This is a genomic window from Sphingobacterium sp. (assembly GCF_032065005.1).
In the GTDB taxonomy this organism is placed as follows: Bacteria; Bacteroidota; Bacteroidia; order Sphingobacteriales; family Sphingobacteriaceae; genus Sphingobacterium.
Genome location: NZ_DAMBMM010000001.1, coordinates 46,415 through 63,651, shown reverse-complemented (window position 1 = coordinate 63,651; position 17,237 = coordinate 46,415). Strand labels below are relative to the sequence as shown.

Here is a 17,237-nt window from a genome sequence, read left to right as displayed (position 1 = left end):
CAGTGAGGAATCTGTACGGTTCCCTCCCCCAGACCCTGTCATCCTTTACCGAAGGTAAAGGAACTGTACGCCAATGCAATTATTGTTTGCATGGTTCCGAGAACCTTCGTGCCTCAGGTTCACAGTAAAAAAAGAACTTTGCCCATTTGCGATTCTGAACGATCAGTGAGGAATCTGTACGGCTCCCCTCTCCCAAGCACTGTCATCCTTTACCGAAGGTAAAGGAACTGTACGCCAATTCAATTATTGCCTGTATAGTTCCGAGATTCTTCCTTCGTATCAATGACACCGGAAAAGAAAGCCCCCTCGTTAAAAAATGTTAATCCGAACTGTCCCATATAAGATAGGCACAGGCTTTGCGTTTTAATATTACAAACAGAGTAAAAGAGTAATGAGTAAATAATTTCATAATTTAGGTTAATAATTGGTTAGTAATAAAAATCCTAAGCTTCCCCAGCTTAGGATTTTTGTTTTAGGGATAATCTTAACCTCATTCGAGACACATTCGGAATTTTCGCAAAATGGATAAAATAATATTCAATGTATACTTGGGCAATCTACCATGAACTTCAAAGGATTTCCCGAATATGTCTCGAATGAGACCCGAAGGAAAGTAAGTTATGTTCAACTATGCATTAAATAGAAATTCGGAAAAGAATGTCAGGAAAACTGACCAGATCTAATCCATCCAACAGCTTGTTTCTTGAACAGTATATTTACTCCTAAACCCGCTTGAATGGCCTTCAGGCTAAATTTCCGTTAAAAAATGTTAATCCGAAATGCCAAATATAAGATAGGCATAGGCTTTGCGTTTAATATAGTACAAACAGAGTAAAAGAGTAAAGAGTAAATAATTTCATAATTTAGGTTAATAATTGGTTAGTAATAAAAATCCTAAGCTTCCCCGGCTTAGGATTTTTTTTTATGTGCTGTATTTTCTTTCAACCAAAACACAGTATTAACTGTTTAATAAGCATGTTAGAGGATAAAAATTTTAGAAACACATGGATTTGGATCATTGTCTTGATTATTTCATTGATCGTTATATATTTCATTTGGCAATTCCTATTCTCCTCTGTGGCAGAGGTTTCAGAAGAATTCCCCAAATAAGAAATAGAGCATTTGGAGGATGTTTGGATTTCATAAACCATTCCCCATCTGGAATCGAAGACTATAGGTTGCCGTTAAACAATTCCATGGTACATTTATTTGCTTGGTCAAATTATCTTATTTACCTTGAATATAAAATATAAACCTATGCAGATTCCAATTAAAAATCCTTCCCAATATCTTGGAATACTTATAGCTACGCTATATGGTTTATTAATTAGATTTTTTATTGAGGAAGATTCCATTATTTTTTCGAATAATGTCTTTAATATTTCCTTCATTTTCATAACTCCTGCTATTATTGGAATTATTCCAATTTTATTCCTCAAGAACAACGTTTATAAAAATGATTTCAAAACATTTTTATATCCGATAATTTCAGTTTTCCTTTTTTTATTATTGGCAATCGTCACAAAATTGGAGGACCTCTTTTGCATATTTATTATCGGCCTACCCTATTTTTTGATCACGGGCACGGTGGGATTTATTGCTGGGAACTTATTGAAAAAAAGGGAGCAAAGAAAGAAGCTACTCTCTTTAGTGTTTCTTCCTCTGATCTTTCTCCCCATGGAAAAGTCATTTCCTGACAGAACACAGGATTATAAAGTTTCCTATAGTCTCATCATCAATAAAAGTCCTGAATATATATTCCCCAATTTAGTGGAGGTTCCTCATTTGACAGACCAAGAGTATAAGGAAGGTTTTTTTCAATTTATCGGAATCCCTCGACCTATTGAATCTAATTTATTTCAGGAAAACGGAACCCAATATAGAATAGGACAGTTTACGGACGGCTTAGCGCTTTACGAAACCATAGAAAAACAGGTTGAAAATCGGTATGTAAATTATAAAATAGACCTTAATAAATCCCAATTAAGAGATAGACCCACCGATAAACATATTCTTAAAGGAAATAACTTTGAGTTTGTAAATATATATTACAACCTATCGCCCATTTCATCAGATCAAACCAAGGTTACTTTATCATGTGATTATAAGATTACCTCAAAAATGAATTTCTATGCTAATTTTTGGGCCAAACTGGTCATCAAAGATTTTGAAACAAGATTGCTGGAAGCTATTAAGGTCAAGTTGGAAATGCAATAAAATGCTTAATTTATGGGTATGAATCTACCTCCTGAAAAACAGAAAATATTTGATGCGATCTGCGAGGATCTGGAAAAAGTGGAACATGTATCTGCTGTGGTTTTAGGCGGCTCCTATGCCACAGGAAGAGCAAATGCAGATTCTGACATCGATATTGGGATTTATTACCATGAGAACAACCCCTTTGACATCAAAGAAATTGAATCTATTGCAAAGAAATATGCCAAGGACAATGATCCTACCGTTACCGACTTCTATCAATGGGGCCCTTGGGTCAATGGCGGCGCTTGGATACAGACGGAAGCTGGGAAGGTCGATTTCCTTTACCGCAATGTCAACCAGGTAAGGAGAACGATTCAGGATGCTATGGAAGGTATTTGGGAAAATCATTATGATCAGCAACCTCCCTATGGGTTTACTTCTTTGTTTTACCTGGCGGAGATTGAAGCCTGCAAGGCCATATTCGATCCCCAAAATGTAATACAATATCTGAAATCATTGGTCAAGATATATCCTGAACCGCTGAAGAACAAGGTCATCCAGGATTCCCTTTGGACTGCAGAATTTAGCATCATCAATACTGATAGGTTCGCGAAGAGCAATGATTACTATAATACCTTTGGTTGCTTTACCCGAACATTGAAAGCTATTGTCCAGGCCCTCTTTGCCATCAATGAAATCTATCCAATCTCAGATAAACAGGCTTTAGAGATCTTAGAAAAAGCAAATCAGAAACCTAAGGATTTGACCAGGAAAGTCGAGTCGATCTTGAAAGCAAAGGTTTCCTTAACAGATAGCCTCATACAATTAAACAGCTTATTTCAGGAAGTTGTTCAACTGTCGGGAAATCGATATACTCTCCTATTTAGTTTTAAGAATGGATTGAAACCAAGATAAAGGAGCATAATCTTTTAGGATTAATTTCTTTAAATTACAGTATCCAAATAGCTGATAACCATGACAACAATCGACAAATATCTTGAGGTCCATTATATACATCGGAGCAATTGGTTAAGGGCTGCAGTCTTGGGTGCCAATGATGGAATTATTTCTGTGGCCAGCTTAGCGATCGGGGTTGCTACTGCAAGCAGCAGCAGGGATCCAATTTTGTTGGCAACCGTTGCCAGCATGGTGGCTGGAGCACTGTCCATGGCTGCGGGGGAATATGTTTCGGTTTCATCGCAAACAGATATCGAAAGGGCGGATATAAAAAGAGAAGCAAAGGAACTGGCAGAAATGCCTGAGTTGGAACTTCAGATGTTGGCCAAGATCTATGAAGAACGCGGATTGAAAAAGGAAACTGCCATGCTGGTTGCCAAGGAAATGACGGAGCACGATGCTTTGGCTGCGCACATTCGCGATGAACTTGGGATAACCGACATCAATCAGGCTAATCCGATCCAAGCTGCCTTGGCTTCTGGTGCCGCATTTACCTCAGGTGGTTTACTTCCCCTTTTGGTAGTAATCTTTGCTCCCGTTGACTATATGGTATATGCCCTTTACGGATTCACCATTATATCATTGGTCATCCTCGGGGCGGTCTCTGCAAAGACTGGCGGTGCAAAACCGTTAAAACCTATGATCAGGATCGTCATTTGGGGAACTATCGCTATGCTGTTATCTGCTTTAGTGGGTTATATTTTTGGCGTGAACGTATAGAAATATTCTTTATTCCAATTCAGCCTATTACCTAGTATGCATATTACTTAACAGATAATCGACCATGGAAATTAAATATTTAGTACTTCTAAAATTTATTTTATTATCAGGATAAAGAAATGACCTAATTGAATATAAAAATTATTAATTTCTAATTTCCTGCCAGCATTTGTAGCCGAATGCCTAATAATTTTTATTTTTTAGAAAATTTAGCATTTTATGATTTCCCCATTATCTATATTTATTGTTTAAACATTAATATTGTTTAAATATTGGTATTCACACAACTATATTTCAGATGAGTAACATAGAGTTTGATTTTCTCTTGGAAAAGGGTTTAAGAACGGAGTTTGAACAAGTAGGCAGCACACTTGAATTTAATCCTGGAGATATTATCGTTGAACCACATAAATATATCAAAGTCATCCCTATCCTGCTTAAAGGGACCGTTAAGGTCGTACAAGAGACCAATGATGGGAATGAATTGATCCTCTACTATATAAAAGCGGGGCAGAGCTGTGCGGTATCCTTATCTACCTCGTTGATGAACAAACTGAGCAATATCAAGGCCATTGCTGAGGAGAAGGTGGAACTCATCGCCATTCCCTCATCAACTTCGGTAAAATGGTATGATTCCTATGCGAGCTGGCGCATGTTCGTTCTGAGAACCATGGACAATCGATACGATGAAATCATCAATGCCCTAGACAGTGTGGCCTTTAAGAAAATCGATGAGCGGCTTATGGATTATCTGAAAACCAAAGCGGAAGCAGTACAAAGTAATATCCTAAACATTACCCACCAAGAGATCGCCAATGACCTTTCTACCTCAAGGGAAGTGATATCAAGACTGTTAAAACAATTGGAACAAAAGGGAATTTTGAAACTTTTTAGAAATAAAGTAGAAATTTTCTCCCTAATGTGATAAAAGTCACTGACAAACTATAGGATATAAGCCATTTTTGTTTTAGTGATCACCCTAAATCATTTACTTATGAAAACAAACATGGGCCCACAAGACAAAACAATCAGGATAATCATTGCAGTCATTATTGCAGTTTTGTTCTTCACAAAAGTTATTTCCGGAACATTGGCAATTGTTCTATTGGTTGTTGCAGGCATTTTTATACTCACCAGTTTAATTGGATTCTGTCCATTATATAGCATCTTGGGGGTTAATACCTGCAAAAAGAAAGCAACCAACCACTAAAAGGAAAATCACAATAACTATTATCTTTATACCTTACCCCGCTTAAATCCCTTAAGTGGGGTTTCTTTTTTCCTGAAATCGACAAAAGTATTACTTTAGGAAAAGGACAAACTTTCTCCAAGAGAATTATTATTTTTATAAAATATTCCACTATACTCCATGATATTAATAAAACATAGCCTCAACAATCAACAAATTGCAGAAGTTCAAGCAGACGATTATATCTGGAAAACAGTTGAAGACGGCACCGATGTAATGGGTGATGTATATTATCAGGGATTCGACAGGATGATCATTCACGAAAAGAATATACACCCGAATTTCTTTGATCTAAAAACAAAAATGGCTGGTGAAATCCTGCAGAAATTCTCTACCTATCGTGTGAGATTGATGATCGTAGGAGATTTCTCAAAATATAACAGTCAAACCCTAAAGGATTTTATTTCCGAAAGCAACAAAGGCCGATTGGTTAATTTTGTGGAATCCGTTGATCAAGCAAAAATTAAACTTGCAGAATAATTTTGCCATGATTTAATTTTCCGATCTGCTACAACCTATTTCTTTTTGAATTACATTTGTGCATATTATTAATCCAAATGAATCCGATTTTTCGTAAGATCCTTGCCGTTGTTTTGGGCATTGTAATTGGCTCCATGGTCAATATGGCCTTGGTTTCTATAAGTGGTACCGTGATCCCTCCGCCTGATGGCGTTGACGTCACTACCGCTGAAGGTTTGAAGGCAGGAATGCATCTATTCAAACCCATAAATTTCCTGTTCCCTTTCCTTGCCCACGCGCTAGGTACCTTCGTTGGTGCTTTGGTGGCAGCATGGATTGCCCCTAACAATAAATTAACTTTTGCAATGGTTATTGCAGTATTCTTTTTCCTAGGAGGACTGGCTTCTATATTTATGTTGCCTTCTCCACTTTGGTTTACTTTCGTGGACCTGGTATTTGCATACTTCCCAATGGCTTACTTTGCAAAGAATATCATATCAAAAGATTAAAATATAGGCAGACCTTCCCATAATTATTGAATTACGCTAATTCTTTGTTAAAAGATGTTAATCTAAAACTAAAAAGACACGAAAGTTTAATTCGTCTCGTTATAATAACAAAGAAAAGCAAAAGAGTAATAAAGAGTAATTTCATAATTTAGGTTAATAATTGGTTTGGTAAAATCCTGAGCTTCCCCAGCTCAGGATTTTTTCATTTAAGCCAATTCTTAACCTGTTAAAAAACCTTAAATCCTCCCCTTTGGCATGGTAAATGCAATAATCCTATTTGTAACATCGTTATTACAATAGATTATTAAACATATAACTAAAGATCGAACATATGAATGAACTATTTTTTTCAGCACTGTTTATAGGAAGTTTACTTTTCGGAAACCCTGAAACCAAAGAAATTCCTTCAGAATTAAATATGAATCAAACGGAATTTGTAGAGCCTGCAGCTAAGGGCAAAATTGAACTACAAGCGGATGATTCCAATACGTATCAATACAAAGTAATTGGCGACCAAGTCAATACTCCATTGACCATATTTGTCAATGACAAAGCTCAAGGTGAAGTCAATGTGGGTGATGTATTTGAAATCAAAAAGCCTGAAAACACAAAATCTGGCGAAAATCTAGAAGTATCCTTAAAGAATAGGGATGCTGAATATGCCAGTCATATAATAAGCTTTTAATCTCAATTAAATTATAACAGAAACAACCTAAGGATACCTTAGGTTGTTTTTTTATGGATTCTCCCAAATCAATTCATTTTATATGGAGGTCAAAATCTTGAAGGGGTTAGCTCAACAAACATCAATCCTTCCGAAGGAAGCACTTTAGCCCTAGGCTCATTTCCAGTGGCGGAGAGATGGATAGAATGCCGTTGACTTGTGCGATGGGATTGGCCTTGGAATGCTTTCAGAAGATCATCCCATCAAAAGGGATGATCTTCTGAAAGATATTCCCGACAACAAGGCATTCTATCCATGTGTGGGAGCCCGTGCGAAAAGCCACCTTAAATGGGCCGAAGCCTTTTGGTTACTTTTGGGCTCCAAAAGTAACAATAGGATTGGTATCCGTGAGCTCCTTCGTCGGTTTGGTTACTTTTGGGCTCCAAAAGTAACGAGACATCTTTATGTTTATGAGTGGCAGAACGATTCGCTTCTGTGCTGAAGAGGTTTTCGTCGAGGAGATTGAATCGACCGAGCAATAAATACCCCTAATTCCATCGGTGAATTCTTCAGCAAAACCCTGAGGGATTTTCACCGAAAAAACTCCAGCACTCACCGAGAAAGCTTCAGAATTGACCTATTTTGCCTGTTATGGCCTGTATTTCTGCTATACCTTTGAAGTATCAAATAAGAAATAACAAGAAAAAATAAAACAGGTATTAATCATTAAAAAAATAAGTCATGAAAAATTTAGTAAAAACATTCGCAATCGCAGGTCTATTATTCGCTTCATCTTTCACAGCATTTGCAATCGATAAAGACAAAGACAAATTAAACAGCGCAGTGGTAGAAAATGTTGTTGACGCCTATATCAACACTTCAGTAAGAGGTGATGTAGACCATCTAGACAACCTATTGGGTAAGGACTTCAGTTTGAAGTATAATACTGAATACAATCAGGCACCCCTATCAAGAGCTAACTACATCAAACAGATCAAAAGCCAAAAGGGAAACACCTACAACTGTGATAGCGACTATCAAATCGTGGAGAAAACTGGCAAATACAGCCTTGCTAAAGTAACGCTTAACTTCTCCAACTTCAAACGCATTGATTACCTAACCATGGTGCAGGACAGTGAAGGCTGGAAAATCACTGAAGTAAATTCAGTTTTTGAAGAGAAATAATTGGATGCGACATATATACAAAAGGCTGCTCGGTAAAATGAGCAGCCTTTCCTATTTCTATCTGTCCCAGAACATGGGAGGTTCAATTCCTAAACTCCTGAGGTAAACATAGCCTTGACCTCTATGGTGGATTTCGTTATCCACAAAATACATAAGGTTCTCAATGATAGGCTGATTAAATTGACCAAATAGATTGTAATCTTCTGCAAATCTTTCTACTGGAATCTTATTGTAATACTCAGTAATCAATGGGGTCTGTCTATCCCACTCTGCCAATAAGGCTTCTTTGGTATTAAATGGAACATCATGGTTGAAACCCTCTGTGGTATTGCTGTCAATCCCTTCTAGACCCGGTAACCCAATAGTCAATAATTCTTTGACCAAATCACTGAAAGGACGCATCCCTCCTATACTATATTCGAATAATTCCTTTTCTGGAAATTTCTCAATTGTTTTTCTCGTTAAGCCTCTATGTCCTTGCCAATGGTTCAAAAAGTTCTCTTTCGTAATAATTCCTGTAGTGCTCATAATATTTTCTTTTTAAATGATTGAATACTCAAATTTAAGTGCGATGAATGACAGCCTTTTGTCAACAGAAAATTAAAATCCCAAGCATAAAAAAAGCTTCCAAGGAATATCTTGGAAGCTTGATATGGTTTCGTACCATCCTACAGTATCCTTCCTACCGGATACAGCATGTAGTTATGCTCATAATGGTGCGTACGTTTATAGATCCATTCCAATTGTGCCCTTCCACTTTCTGCCAGCTTCGGATCTTGCTTTTTAGCTTCCTCAAAACTTTTCTTTAATTCAACATCATTCTTCAATAGTTCGGCTGCTGTATCCTCAAAGATATAGGCCGAGAAGTATTCTTTTTGCGAAAGGATGGCATCAAAGAAATTCCAGTTGAAAAAGGAATCCATCGCCTGGGGTTCCAATGTTTCTACTATATAACGATTGATGCCCTGATTGGTTTCGATTATCCAATCGCCTTTATAAAATGGAACCTGCATCATTTTTGGACTCAGCTCCACCGAATGATGGGGATAATGCCCTTCATAGGGAGCTCCCTGTGTTTTATAAGAAGTGATATAGTACATTTCCACTTCCTTGACTTCGTCTGCTGCCAACTGGTGCATTTTGACTCCATTGGTTTGCATCAGTTCTATCAACCTATCATAAGCTTGGGGCACGATATAAGCTTTAGGTTTTTTGATGCTGATGGATGGCTTGTAATTCGAGAAATAGGGAACCTGCTTGCTGAAGGGTTTGCTTCTGTCATAATATAACCTATCCTGCCCCGATACTTCACTGGTCTTTTTCCCGGACTCAAATCCCTTGAATTCAATTTGATCAACTTTTTCAGTATCCAATGTCCAGCTGACTGGAAAATCGGTTTGGGCAGCGACTTGCTGTTTTATGTTTTTGCGTAAAGCGACCAGGTCCTTGGACTCCTTTACAGAAACTTCAAATAAATTCTTCATCAAGGCATAGGTGGATTCTACACGTTGCTGATAGGGCTTCCACATATGCGTTTCAGGCATGTAGCCAATACTATTGTGCAAGGCGGCATATCCAGTTGAATACCTAGGGCTTTCAAGAAAGGAAACAAGTCCCGATTCTGGCGTTTCGCCTTTTGAATTCACATAAGGTACCATCGGAAAACCTTCTTTTTCCATTCTCCTGTATAGCTCATCCGTGAATTTGGATTTCATATAGGGCGCCAAGTCCTTATGTAGTTTATCCTTATGGGTTTCTATTAGGGTCATTACATATTGGTAATCTGCCCCATTACTGGTATGGGTATCAAAGAAAACATCGGGATCCCAAGTGCTATAGATCTTTTGGAAGAGCCTAGAATTTCGGGTATCGCCTTTTATAAAATCCCTGTTGAGATCATAATGCTGTCTAGAGCCTCTAAATCCGTATTCATTAGGCCCATTTTGGTTCACCCTGGATTCTCCACGGTTTAGCATCCCCGCAATATTATAGACTGGGATCACACAGAGCACCAAGTTATCAGGTAATTTATTTGCCTGAAGCATGTCCCTGATAAACATCATGGAAGCATCAATCCCTTCTGGCTCCCCTGGGTGTATTCCATTGTTGATCAACATCACTGCCTTTCCCTTTGCCTTAATGCTCTTGGGATCAAAATCACCATCCTTGGAAAGGACGATCAATTGCAAGGGCTTTCCAACATCCGTTAATCCATAATCAATCATTTTCACATCCTTCCTGCCTTTGAGCAAGTCAGAATAATAATCCTGCAATTCTTGATAGGTTACCGTCGTGTTCTTTTTGGCATCCAGTTCATAGGGTATTTTCTGAGCTTTTATTTCCATCATTCCAGTAGTTAACAACACAGCGGCCAAGGCCATGCTTTTTAATAAACTTGTATTCATGCTTAGTTTGGCTTATTAGGTGAATAAAGATAGAGATTATTTTTGTTTGCTAGGTTCAGAATGCGACATCCCTTTATATAAAAAAGGTGCCGTCCCAATGGAACAGCACCTTCTGAAGTCAGTAAATGAGTCTAAATACTAGATACTAACTACTAAATACTATTTCTGATTTGCACGGATGATATTCAATGCACCACCAGCTTTGAACCAACCGATTTGTTGTTCGTTGTACGTGTGGTTAGCAAGGATCTCTTCAGACGTACCGTCAGCATGGTGCAATACCAATGTAAGCGGTTTGTTTGGAGCAAATTCAGTTAATCCGATGATATCGATAGTATCGTCTTCGTTGATTTTATCGTAATCATCTTTATTCGCGAAGGTAAGACCAAGCATACCTTGTTTTTTCAAGTTAGTTTCGTGGATACGGGCAAATGATTTTACCAATACGGCACGAACACCTAAGTGACGAGGCTCCATAGCTGCGTGTTCACGAGATGAACCTTCACCATAGTTTTCATCACCTACAACGATTGAACCAATACCGTGAGCTTTGTAATCACGTTGTGTTGCAGGAACCGGACCGTATTCACCAGTCAATTGGTTCTTCACGTTATCTGTCTTATCGTTGAAGTAGTTAACCGCACCGATCAACATGTTGTTTGAAATGTTGTCCAGGTGACCACGGTATTTCAACCATGGACCAGCCATAGAGATGTGGTCAGTAGTACATTTTCCTTTAGCTTTGATCAATAATTTCAAGCCTTTAAGGTCAGTACCTTCCCATGCTGCAAATGGTTCTAATAATTGCAGACGATCTGAATCAGGACTCACATCAACAGTTACGCTTGATCCATCAGCTGCAGGAGCTTGGTATCCTGGATCATCCACTGCAAATCCTTTTTCTGGTAATTCATCACCAGTAGGAGGATCTAATTTTACTTGCTCACCGTTTTTGTTAGTCAACGTATCTGTAAGCGGGTTAAAACCTAAATCACCGGAGATAGCGATCGCAGCAACCATTTCTGGAGATGTTACGAATGCAAAAGTGTTCGGGTTACCATCAGCACGTTTCGCAAAGTTACGGTTGAAGGAGTGAACGATAGTGTTTTTCTCTTGTTTCTCAGATCCAGCACGATCCCACATACCGATACATGGTCCACATGCATTGGTAAAGATAGTAGCATTAAGGTCTTCGAAAGTTTTCAATAGTCCATCTCGGTCAGCAGTGAAACGAACTTGCTCTGATCCTGGGTTGATACCAAATTCAGCTTTGGTTACAAGTCCTTTTTCAACAGCTTGGCGAGCGATAGAAGCGGCACGTGATAAATCTTCGTATGAAGAGTTAGTACATGAACCGATCAATCCCCACTCTACTTTTGTAGGCCAGCCGTTTTTACCAGCTTCTTCACGCATACGCGAAATTGGAGTATACAAATCTGGAGTAAAAGGTCCGTTCAATGAAGGCTCTAACTCAGATAGGTTGATTTCGATCAATTGATCGAAGTATTGTTCAGGGTTTGCATAAACTTCAGGGTCAGCAGTCAAATGTTCTTTGATTGCATTCGCCGCATCAGCAACTTCTGCACGGTCTGTAGCACGCAAGTAACGCTCCATAGAAGCATCATAACCGAAAGTAGAAGTCGTCGCACCAATTTCAGCACCCATGTTACAGATTGTACCTTTACCTGTACAAGATAAAGATTCAGCACCTTCGCCAAAGTATTCTACGATAGCACCTGTACCACCTTTTACAGTTAAGATACCAGCAACTTTCAAGATTACATCTTTTGGAGCCGCCCAACCAGAAAGTTTACCTGTTAATTTTACACCGATCAATTTAGGGAATTTCAGCTCCCATGGTAATCCTGCCATCACATCACATGCATCTGCACCACCAACACCGATAGCAACCATACCTAAACCTCCCGCATTTACTGTGTGAGAGTCAGTACCGATCATCATACCACCTGGGAAAGCATAGTTTTCCAATACTACTTGGTGGATAATACCAGCACCTGGTTTCCAGAAACCAATACCGTATTTGTTCGATACAGAACTCAAGAAGTTGAATACTTCTGAGCTTTCATTTTTAGCACGATTTAAATCCTCTGCTGCTCCATCACGCGCTTGAATCAAGTGGTCACAGTGAACAGTTGAAGGAACTGCTGCTTGCGGACGGCCTGCTTGCATAAATTGCAATAAAGCCATCTGAGCTGTTGCATCCTGCATCGCTACACGGTCCGGTGCGAAATCAACATATGATTTGCCACGCTCGTATGCCTCAGAGGCATTACCATCCCAAAGATGCGTATATAAAATTTTCTCAGCTAGAGTCAATGGTTTATTTACAACTTGACGAGCAGCTTTAACACGCTCATCATATTGAGAATAAACCTTTTTGATCATGTCTATATCAAAAGCCATTATTTGTAGTTTAATATGATTTATTAAATTTTATACTATTAAGCTCATACTATGAGCTGTTTACGCAAAAATACAAAAAAAACTGCGTTTTATTCGCATTTCTGCCACTTCTCGCTAATTTGGAAGTATTCTAAACAAAAGGGTTAAACCAATTGAACTGAAGGGTCTACAGCCTTCAATTCCTGTATCGTTTGAACTGGATTCTCGGAAGAGAACACAAAGCTACCGGCTACCAAAACGTCAGCTCCAGCTGCCAATAACTTGCCCGCATTTGAAGTCCCAACACCTCCGTCAATCTCGATCAATACATCCGTGTTCTGCTCTGCAGCTAAAGCGCGTAATTCTTTAATCTTACTGTATGTTCGCTCAATGAATTTCTGTCCTCCGAAACCTGGATTTACAGACATTAAACAAACGAGGTCAATATCCTGGATCACATCCTTCAACAAGGAAACCGGTGTATGCGGATTCAATGCAACCCCCGCTTTACATCCCAACTCCTTAATCGCTGCTAATGTGCGATGTAAATGTGTGCAAGCTTCATAATGAACAGTAATAACCTCTGCCCCATTATCCTTGCAAACCTTCAAGTAACGGTCTGGATCCACGATCATCAAATGTACATCCAAAGGCTTTTTCGCATGCTTTGCAATGGCACTCATTACCGGGAATCCAAAAGAGATGTTTGGGACAAATACCCCATCCATGATGTCAATATGAAACCAATCAGCTTCGCTCGCATTGACCATCTCTACGTCACGCTGTAAGTTTGCAAAATCTGCAGCCAATACCGAAGGTGCTATTAAGTGTTGTTGTGTGGACATGTCTTAAATTTTTTGCAAAGATAACAAGTATTATCCTCTAATTGAAAAATAGACGGGTTTTCCATAGAATTGCTACATTCAACTTACAATCCAAAGCAAAAAGCCGAGAATCTCCCCGACAACAAAGACAATGTTTTCAGATTGTCTTAGCCTAAAAACAAACTGTTTGCCGTAAAATAATTACATTTGTTAGTTAGGATTACTAAAATTAGATTGTGGCGAAATTAAAGATAAATTACCCTAAGGATAAATTACAGCAAAACTCCAGTTTGTGGAAATATGGAATGGTGGTCTTAACCATTGTCCTGATCTGTATTTTCCTACCCAAACAACCCAGATTTAGGTACGAATACCAGAAAGGAAAACCTTGGAACCATGAAAACCTGACCTCCCCCTACAACTTCGCAGTCCTCAAAACTGCCGAAGAAATGGAGCGCGATAAACAGTATATCCTGAATACGGTCCAACCTATCTATAACCTGAACGATGTGGCCAGTAAGGAACAGATCGATCAGTTTAATACCGACCTCAACGAAAAATGGCAATCCAGCCAATTGGATTCTGCCGAAACTGGGAACCTAAATGACTATCGAGAAGTAGGGACTGCCCTCTTGAATTACATCTACGAAAGAGGTGTCCTTTCTCTTAACAATCGATATCAAAACAAAGGCAATGACTCCTCCAGAAATGACCCTACTTCGTTGGAGTACAACTTTGTCCTGATCCACGACAATATCGCCCAGCAGAAGAATACGGTAGATTGTTACACCATCGAATCTGCAAATCAATATATCGTTGGAGCCCTTGAAAAGAACAAACTGATCGAGCATAAGAAATGGTTGTCTGAAGTCCTAAAAAACTACATCACCATCAACTTTGTCTTCAATGAGTCCCAGACCAACAAGGTCGAGCAAACGGCCCTGGCCAATATCTCAACCACCCGAGGGATGGTGCAAAAGGACGAACTGATTGCTGAGCAGGGAAAAATAATCAATAACGACACTTATCAGAAATTAGAGTCCCTCCGAAAGGTATTCGAGGACGAATCGAGGATCAGTGGCGAACAGAACCTTGTCACTTTTGGACACTTTATCCTGATTTCGCTAGCCATGGCCCTATTGATGGTATTCCTATATTTCTTCAGAAGGGATATCTTCAACAATAACCGTCTGCTGTTCATTATCTTCATCGTCATTTTGGTGATGTTAGGGGTATTGAGTTGGGCTATCAAGATTAAGATCCCAAGTCTTTATTACATTCCATATTGTAGTGTACCGATCATCTTCAGATTATTGTTCGATACGCGGATAGCTCTCAACATCCATATCCTGATGGTATTGATAGCAGGACTGTTCGTACCTAACAGTTTTGATTTTGTTTTCCTGCAGTTCACGGCCGGTATGGTTGCCATTTACAGCATCCGTACACTGGTAAAGAGAGAGCAATTCCTGGTATCCAGTGTGCTGATCTTGGGTACATACATCTTAGCTTATATGGGATTGGTTCTGACCCGTAACGGATCTTTTTCTTCCATTTACTGGCAGGACATCCTTCCATTTACAGTGAGTGTAGGATTGACCCTTCTCGCCTATCCTTTGATCTATGCTTTCGAGAAGTTATTTGGAATCGTTTCTGACTTAACCTTAATGGAATTGACCAACAGTAACTCCAGGTTACTGCGTGAGCTTTCCTTAAAGGCCCCAGGTACATTCCAGCATTCGCTACAGGTTGCTAACCTTGCTGAAGCCGCAATCTATAAAATTGGTGGTAATCCCCTATTGGTCCGCGCAGGAGCTTTATACCATGATATTGGTAAGATGATCAATCCACTGTACTTTATCGAAAACCAGAAAACCAATGACAACCCCCACGAGGAGTTGACTCCTGAACAAAGTGCACAGATCATTATCTCGCACGTGTTGAAGGGAATTGAAATGGCTAGGAAGAACCAGATGCCTGAGGTGGTAATCGACTTTATCAGAACGCACCATGGAACGACCAAGGTTGATTACTTCTACAACATGGCAGTAAAGGCGAATCCTGACAAGGTCATTGATGAGTCGATCTTTAAATACCCTGGTCCAGTACCATTTTCAAAGGAGACCGCTGTCTTAATGATGGCAGACTCTGTTGAGGCTGCTTCAAGAGCATTAAAGGAGCCTACCGAAGAGTCGATCAATAATTTAGTGGATAAGATCATAGACCATAAATTATTGCAGAGACAGTTCCAGAATGCGGATATTACGATGCGTGAGATCACAGAATCGGCCAAGATCTTCAAGGCCATGCTGAAGAGCATTTACCATGTTCGCATTGATTACGATCTAAGTAAGAAGAAAGATAATTAAAAAAACAAATTGATATTCAAAAGGTTGCTGTAGGCAGCTCATAAAATGCGTATTTTTCGCTAAATCGACTTTGAAGAGTGAAAATTTTGCGTTATGTTTGCACTGTCGAAACCCGGAGAGGTGCCTGAGTGGCCGAAAGGAACAGTTTGCTAAACTGTCGTACTGGAAACGGTACCGCGGGTTCGAATCCCGCCCTCTCCGCAAAGATACCTCAAAACCCTTCAATGTTAATTGAAGGGTTTTATTTTTTACATCAAATTGCCAAGCTTGCTTGAAGCAATTTGATGTAAAAAATAAAACCAGCGAGTGTAACGAGCGAAGGTTTTGATACTATCTTTTAGCCTCCCCCTCCAGGGATCGCCGAAGGCAATCCCGCACTCCCTCCAATAACCGTTTGATGTTTGCTAAAAGAATCCCTATGAAAGCTAAAGGATAGCTCAATGGTCCCAGATTGAATTCCTATGAATGCTAAAGGAAAGCTCATTGTTCCCTTAAAGAATGTCTGTGTTTGCTAAAATAGCCCCTATGAAAGCTAAAGAAGAACCCGATGATCCTAGATAGAAATCCTATGAATGCTAAAGGAAAGCTCGTTATTCCCTTAAAGAATGTCTGTTTTTCAAAAAAACATCATTTACATCAACCCCATCCCCCTCTTTCCCCCTTCCATTTCTTGCCCTATGACAAGCCAATTCCCTCCTCCCATCCTTATCTTTGATTTATCAAACTCCCACAACCATGAGAAAAATAACCGCCGCCTTTAACATGACCCTCGACGGAAATTGCGATCATACCGTTCCAAATCCCGATGCTGAAATCCATGACCATTACAGCCAGCTCCTAAACAATGCCCACGCCCTCCTTTATGGAAGGATAACGTTCGAACTGATGAAATTTTGGCAAACCCTCCTTAGCAACCCTTCCGAACAACAATCTCACAACGATTTTGCAAAAGCCATAGACAAGGTCCCAAAAATCGTATTCTCCAACAGCATGCAGTCCACCGGCTGGGAATCCGCACAATTGTCAGATAAACCATTACACGAAAAGATCAAAGAATTAAAAAACGGAGAAGGGAAAGACATATTAATCTGCAGCAGGAGCTTAATCATACAATTGCTGAATCAAAACCTGATCGACGAGCTACAGCTATGCATTCACCCCATTATCGCAGGCCCAGGAATGATGTTATTTGATAAAATTGAAAAACGAATTGACATGAACCTTCGCAAAACAGAAATCTTCAAGCCCGGCACTGTTATCCATTATTACATCCCAATCCGCAACTAAGATTGCA

At 39.3% G+C, this 17,237-nt stretch carries 16 protein-coding genes and 1 tRNA gene; 13 read left to right on the top strand and 4 right to left on the bottom strand.

Annotation, left to right across the window (positions count from 1 at the left end; all coding sequences use genetic code 11):
• Window positions 1-1,677 precede the first annotated feature (1,677 nt).
• The 10 genes from RT138_RS00285 (at window position 1,678) to RT138_RS00240 (ending at window position 7,942) form a co-directional block, all read left to right on the top strand.
• On the top strand, window positions 1,678-2,217 hold the full coding sequence (locus RT138_RS00285) for a hypothetical protein (RefSeq protein ID WP_313188995.1): 540 nt from the start codon (window positions 1,678-1,680) through the stop codon (window positions 2,215-2,217).
• A 12-nt stretch (window positions 2,218-2,229) separates the two neighbouring features.
• Window positions 2,230-3,114, top strand: coding sequence for a nucleotidyltransferase domain-containing protein (locus RT138_RS00280; protein ID WP_313188994.1), 885 nt, complete (start codon window positions 2,230-2,232; stop codon window positions 3,112-3,114).
• A 60-nt stretch (window positions 3,115-3,174) separates the two neighbouring features.
• The gene (locus RT138_RS00275; protein WP_313188993.1) at window positions 3,175-3,876 is read left to right on the top strand and encodes a VIT family protein; all 702 of its coding nucleotides are present in this window, start codon (window positions 3,175-3,177) and stop codon (window positions 3,874-3,876) included.
• Between the two features lie 298 nt (window positions 3,877-4,174).
• Entirely contained in the window at window positions 4,175-4,801 is a 627-nt protein-coding gene (locus RT138_RS00270) for a Crp/Fnr family transcriptional regulator (RefSeq protein WP_313188992.1), read from the top strand.
• A 69-nt stretch (window positions 4,802-4,870) separates the two neighbouring features.
• Window positions 4,871-5,086 (top strand): DUF2892 domain-containing protein, encoded by a 216-nt coding sequence (locus tag RT138_RS00265; RefSeq protein ID WP_313188991.1) that lies wholly within the window; start codon window positions 4,871-4,873, stop codon window positions 5,084-5,086.
• A 159-nt stretch (window positions 5,087-5,245) separates the two neighbouring features.
• The gene (locus RT138_RS00260) at window positions 5,246-5,605 is read left to right on the top strand and encodes a DUF4180 domain-containing protein (protein ID WP_313188990.1); all 360 of its coding nucleotides are present in this window, start codon (window positions 5,246-5,248) and stop codon (window positions 5,603-5,605) included.
• A gap of 77 nt (window positions 5,606-5,682) precedes the next feature.
• Window positions 5,683-6,093: a hypothetical protein gene (locus RT138_RS00255; RefSeq protein ID WP_185218303.1), complete on the top strand. Its 411-nt coding sequence runs from the start codon at window positions 5,683-5,685 to the stop codon at window positions 6,091-6,093.
• 331 nt (window positions 6,094-6,424) lie between these two features.
• Window positions 6,425-6,778 carry a hypothetical protein gene (locus RT138_RS00250; protein WP_313188989.1) on the top strand — a complete coding sequence of 118 codons (354 nt, stop codon included), beginning with the start codon at window positions 6,425-6,427 and terminating at the stop codon, window positions 6,776-6,778.
• A 220-nt stretch (window positions 6,779-6,998) separates the two neighbouring features.
• Window positions 6,999-7,259, top strand: a complete 261-nt coding sequence (locus RT138_RS00245; RefSeq protein WP_313188988.1) for a hypothetical protein — start codon at window positions 6,999-7,001, stop codon at window positions 7,257-7,259.
• Between the two features lie 239 nt (window positions 7,260-7,498).
• Entirely contained in the window at window positions 7,499-7,942 is a 444-nt protein-coding gene (locus RT138_RS00240) for a nuclear transport factor 2 family protein (RefSeq protein ID WP_185213855.1), read from the top strand.
• Window positions 7,943-7,999: 57 nt separating this feature from the next.
• Here RT138_RS00240 and RT138_RS00235 read toward each other — a convergent pair whose 3' ends face one another.
• From RT138_RS00235 to rpe, 4 genes are all read right to left on the bottom strand, one after another.
• Complete coding sequence (locus RT138_RS00235; protein WP_313188987.1) at window positions 8,000-8,470, bottom strand: DinB family protein; 471 nt, start codon at window positions 8,468-8,470, stop codon at window positions 8,000-8,002.
• Between the two features lie 140 nt (window positions 8,471-8,610).
• Window positions 8,611-10,347 carry a M14 family zinc carboxypeptidase gene (locus tag RT138_RS00230; RefSeq protein ID WP_313188986.1) on the bottom strand — a complete coding sequence of 579 codons (1,737 nt, stop codon included), beginning with the start codon at window positions 10,345-10,347 and terminating at the stop codon, window positions 8,611-8,613.
• 159 nt (window positions 10,348-10,506) lie between these two features.
• Entirely contained in the window at window positions 10,507-12,771 is a 2,265-nt protein-coding gene (locus RT138_RS00225; protein ID WP_313188985.1) for an aconitate hydratase, read from the bottom strand.
• Window positions 12,772-12,914: 143 nt separating this feature from the next.
• Entirely contained in the window at window positions 12,915-13,595 is a 681-nt protein-coding gene (rpe, locus tag RT138_RS00220; RefSeq protein WP_185213852.1) for a ribulose-phosphate 3-epimerase, read from the bottom strand.
• A gap of 215 nt (window positions 13,596-13,810) precedes the next feature.
• Between rpe and RT138_RS00215 the strand changes: the two genes are divergently transcribed.
• The 3 genes from RT138_RS00215 (at window position 13,811) to RT138_RS00205 (ending at window position 17,230) form a co-directional block, all read left to right on the top strand.
• The gene (locus RT138_RS00215) at window positions 13,811-15,943 is read left to right on the top strand and encodes an HDIG domain-containing metalloprotein (protein ID WP_313188984.1); all 2,133 of its coding nucleotides are present in this window, start codon (window positions 13,811-13,813) and stop codon (window positions 15,941-15,943) included.
• Between the two features lie 114 nt (window positions 15,944-16,057).
• Window positions 16,058-16,144: transfer RNA gene (locus tag RT138_RS00210), tRNA-Ser, on the top strand.
• A 534-nt stretch (window positions 16,145-16,678) separates the two neighbouring features.
• Window positions 16,679-17,230, top strand: coding sequence for a dihydrofolate reductase family protein (locus RT138_RS00205; protein ID WP_313188983.1), 552 nt, complete (start codon window positions 16,679-16,681; stop codon window positions 17,228-17,230).
• The last annotated feature ends 7 nt before the right edge of the window (window positions 17,231-17,237 follow it).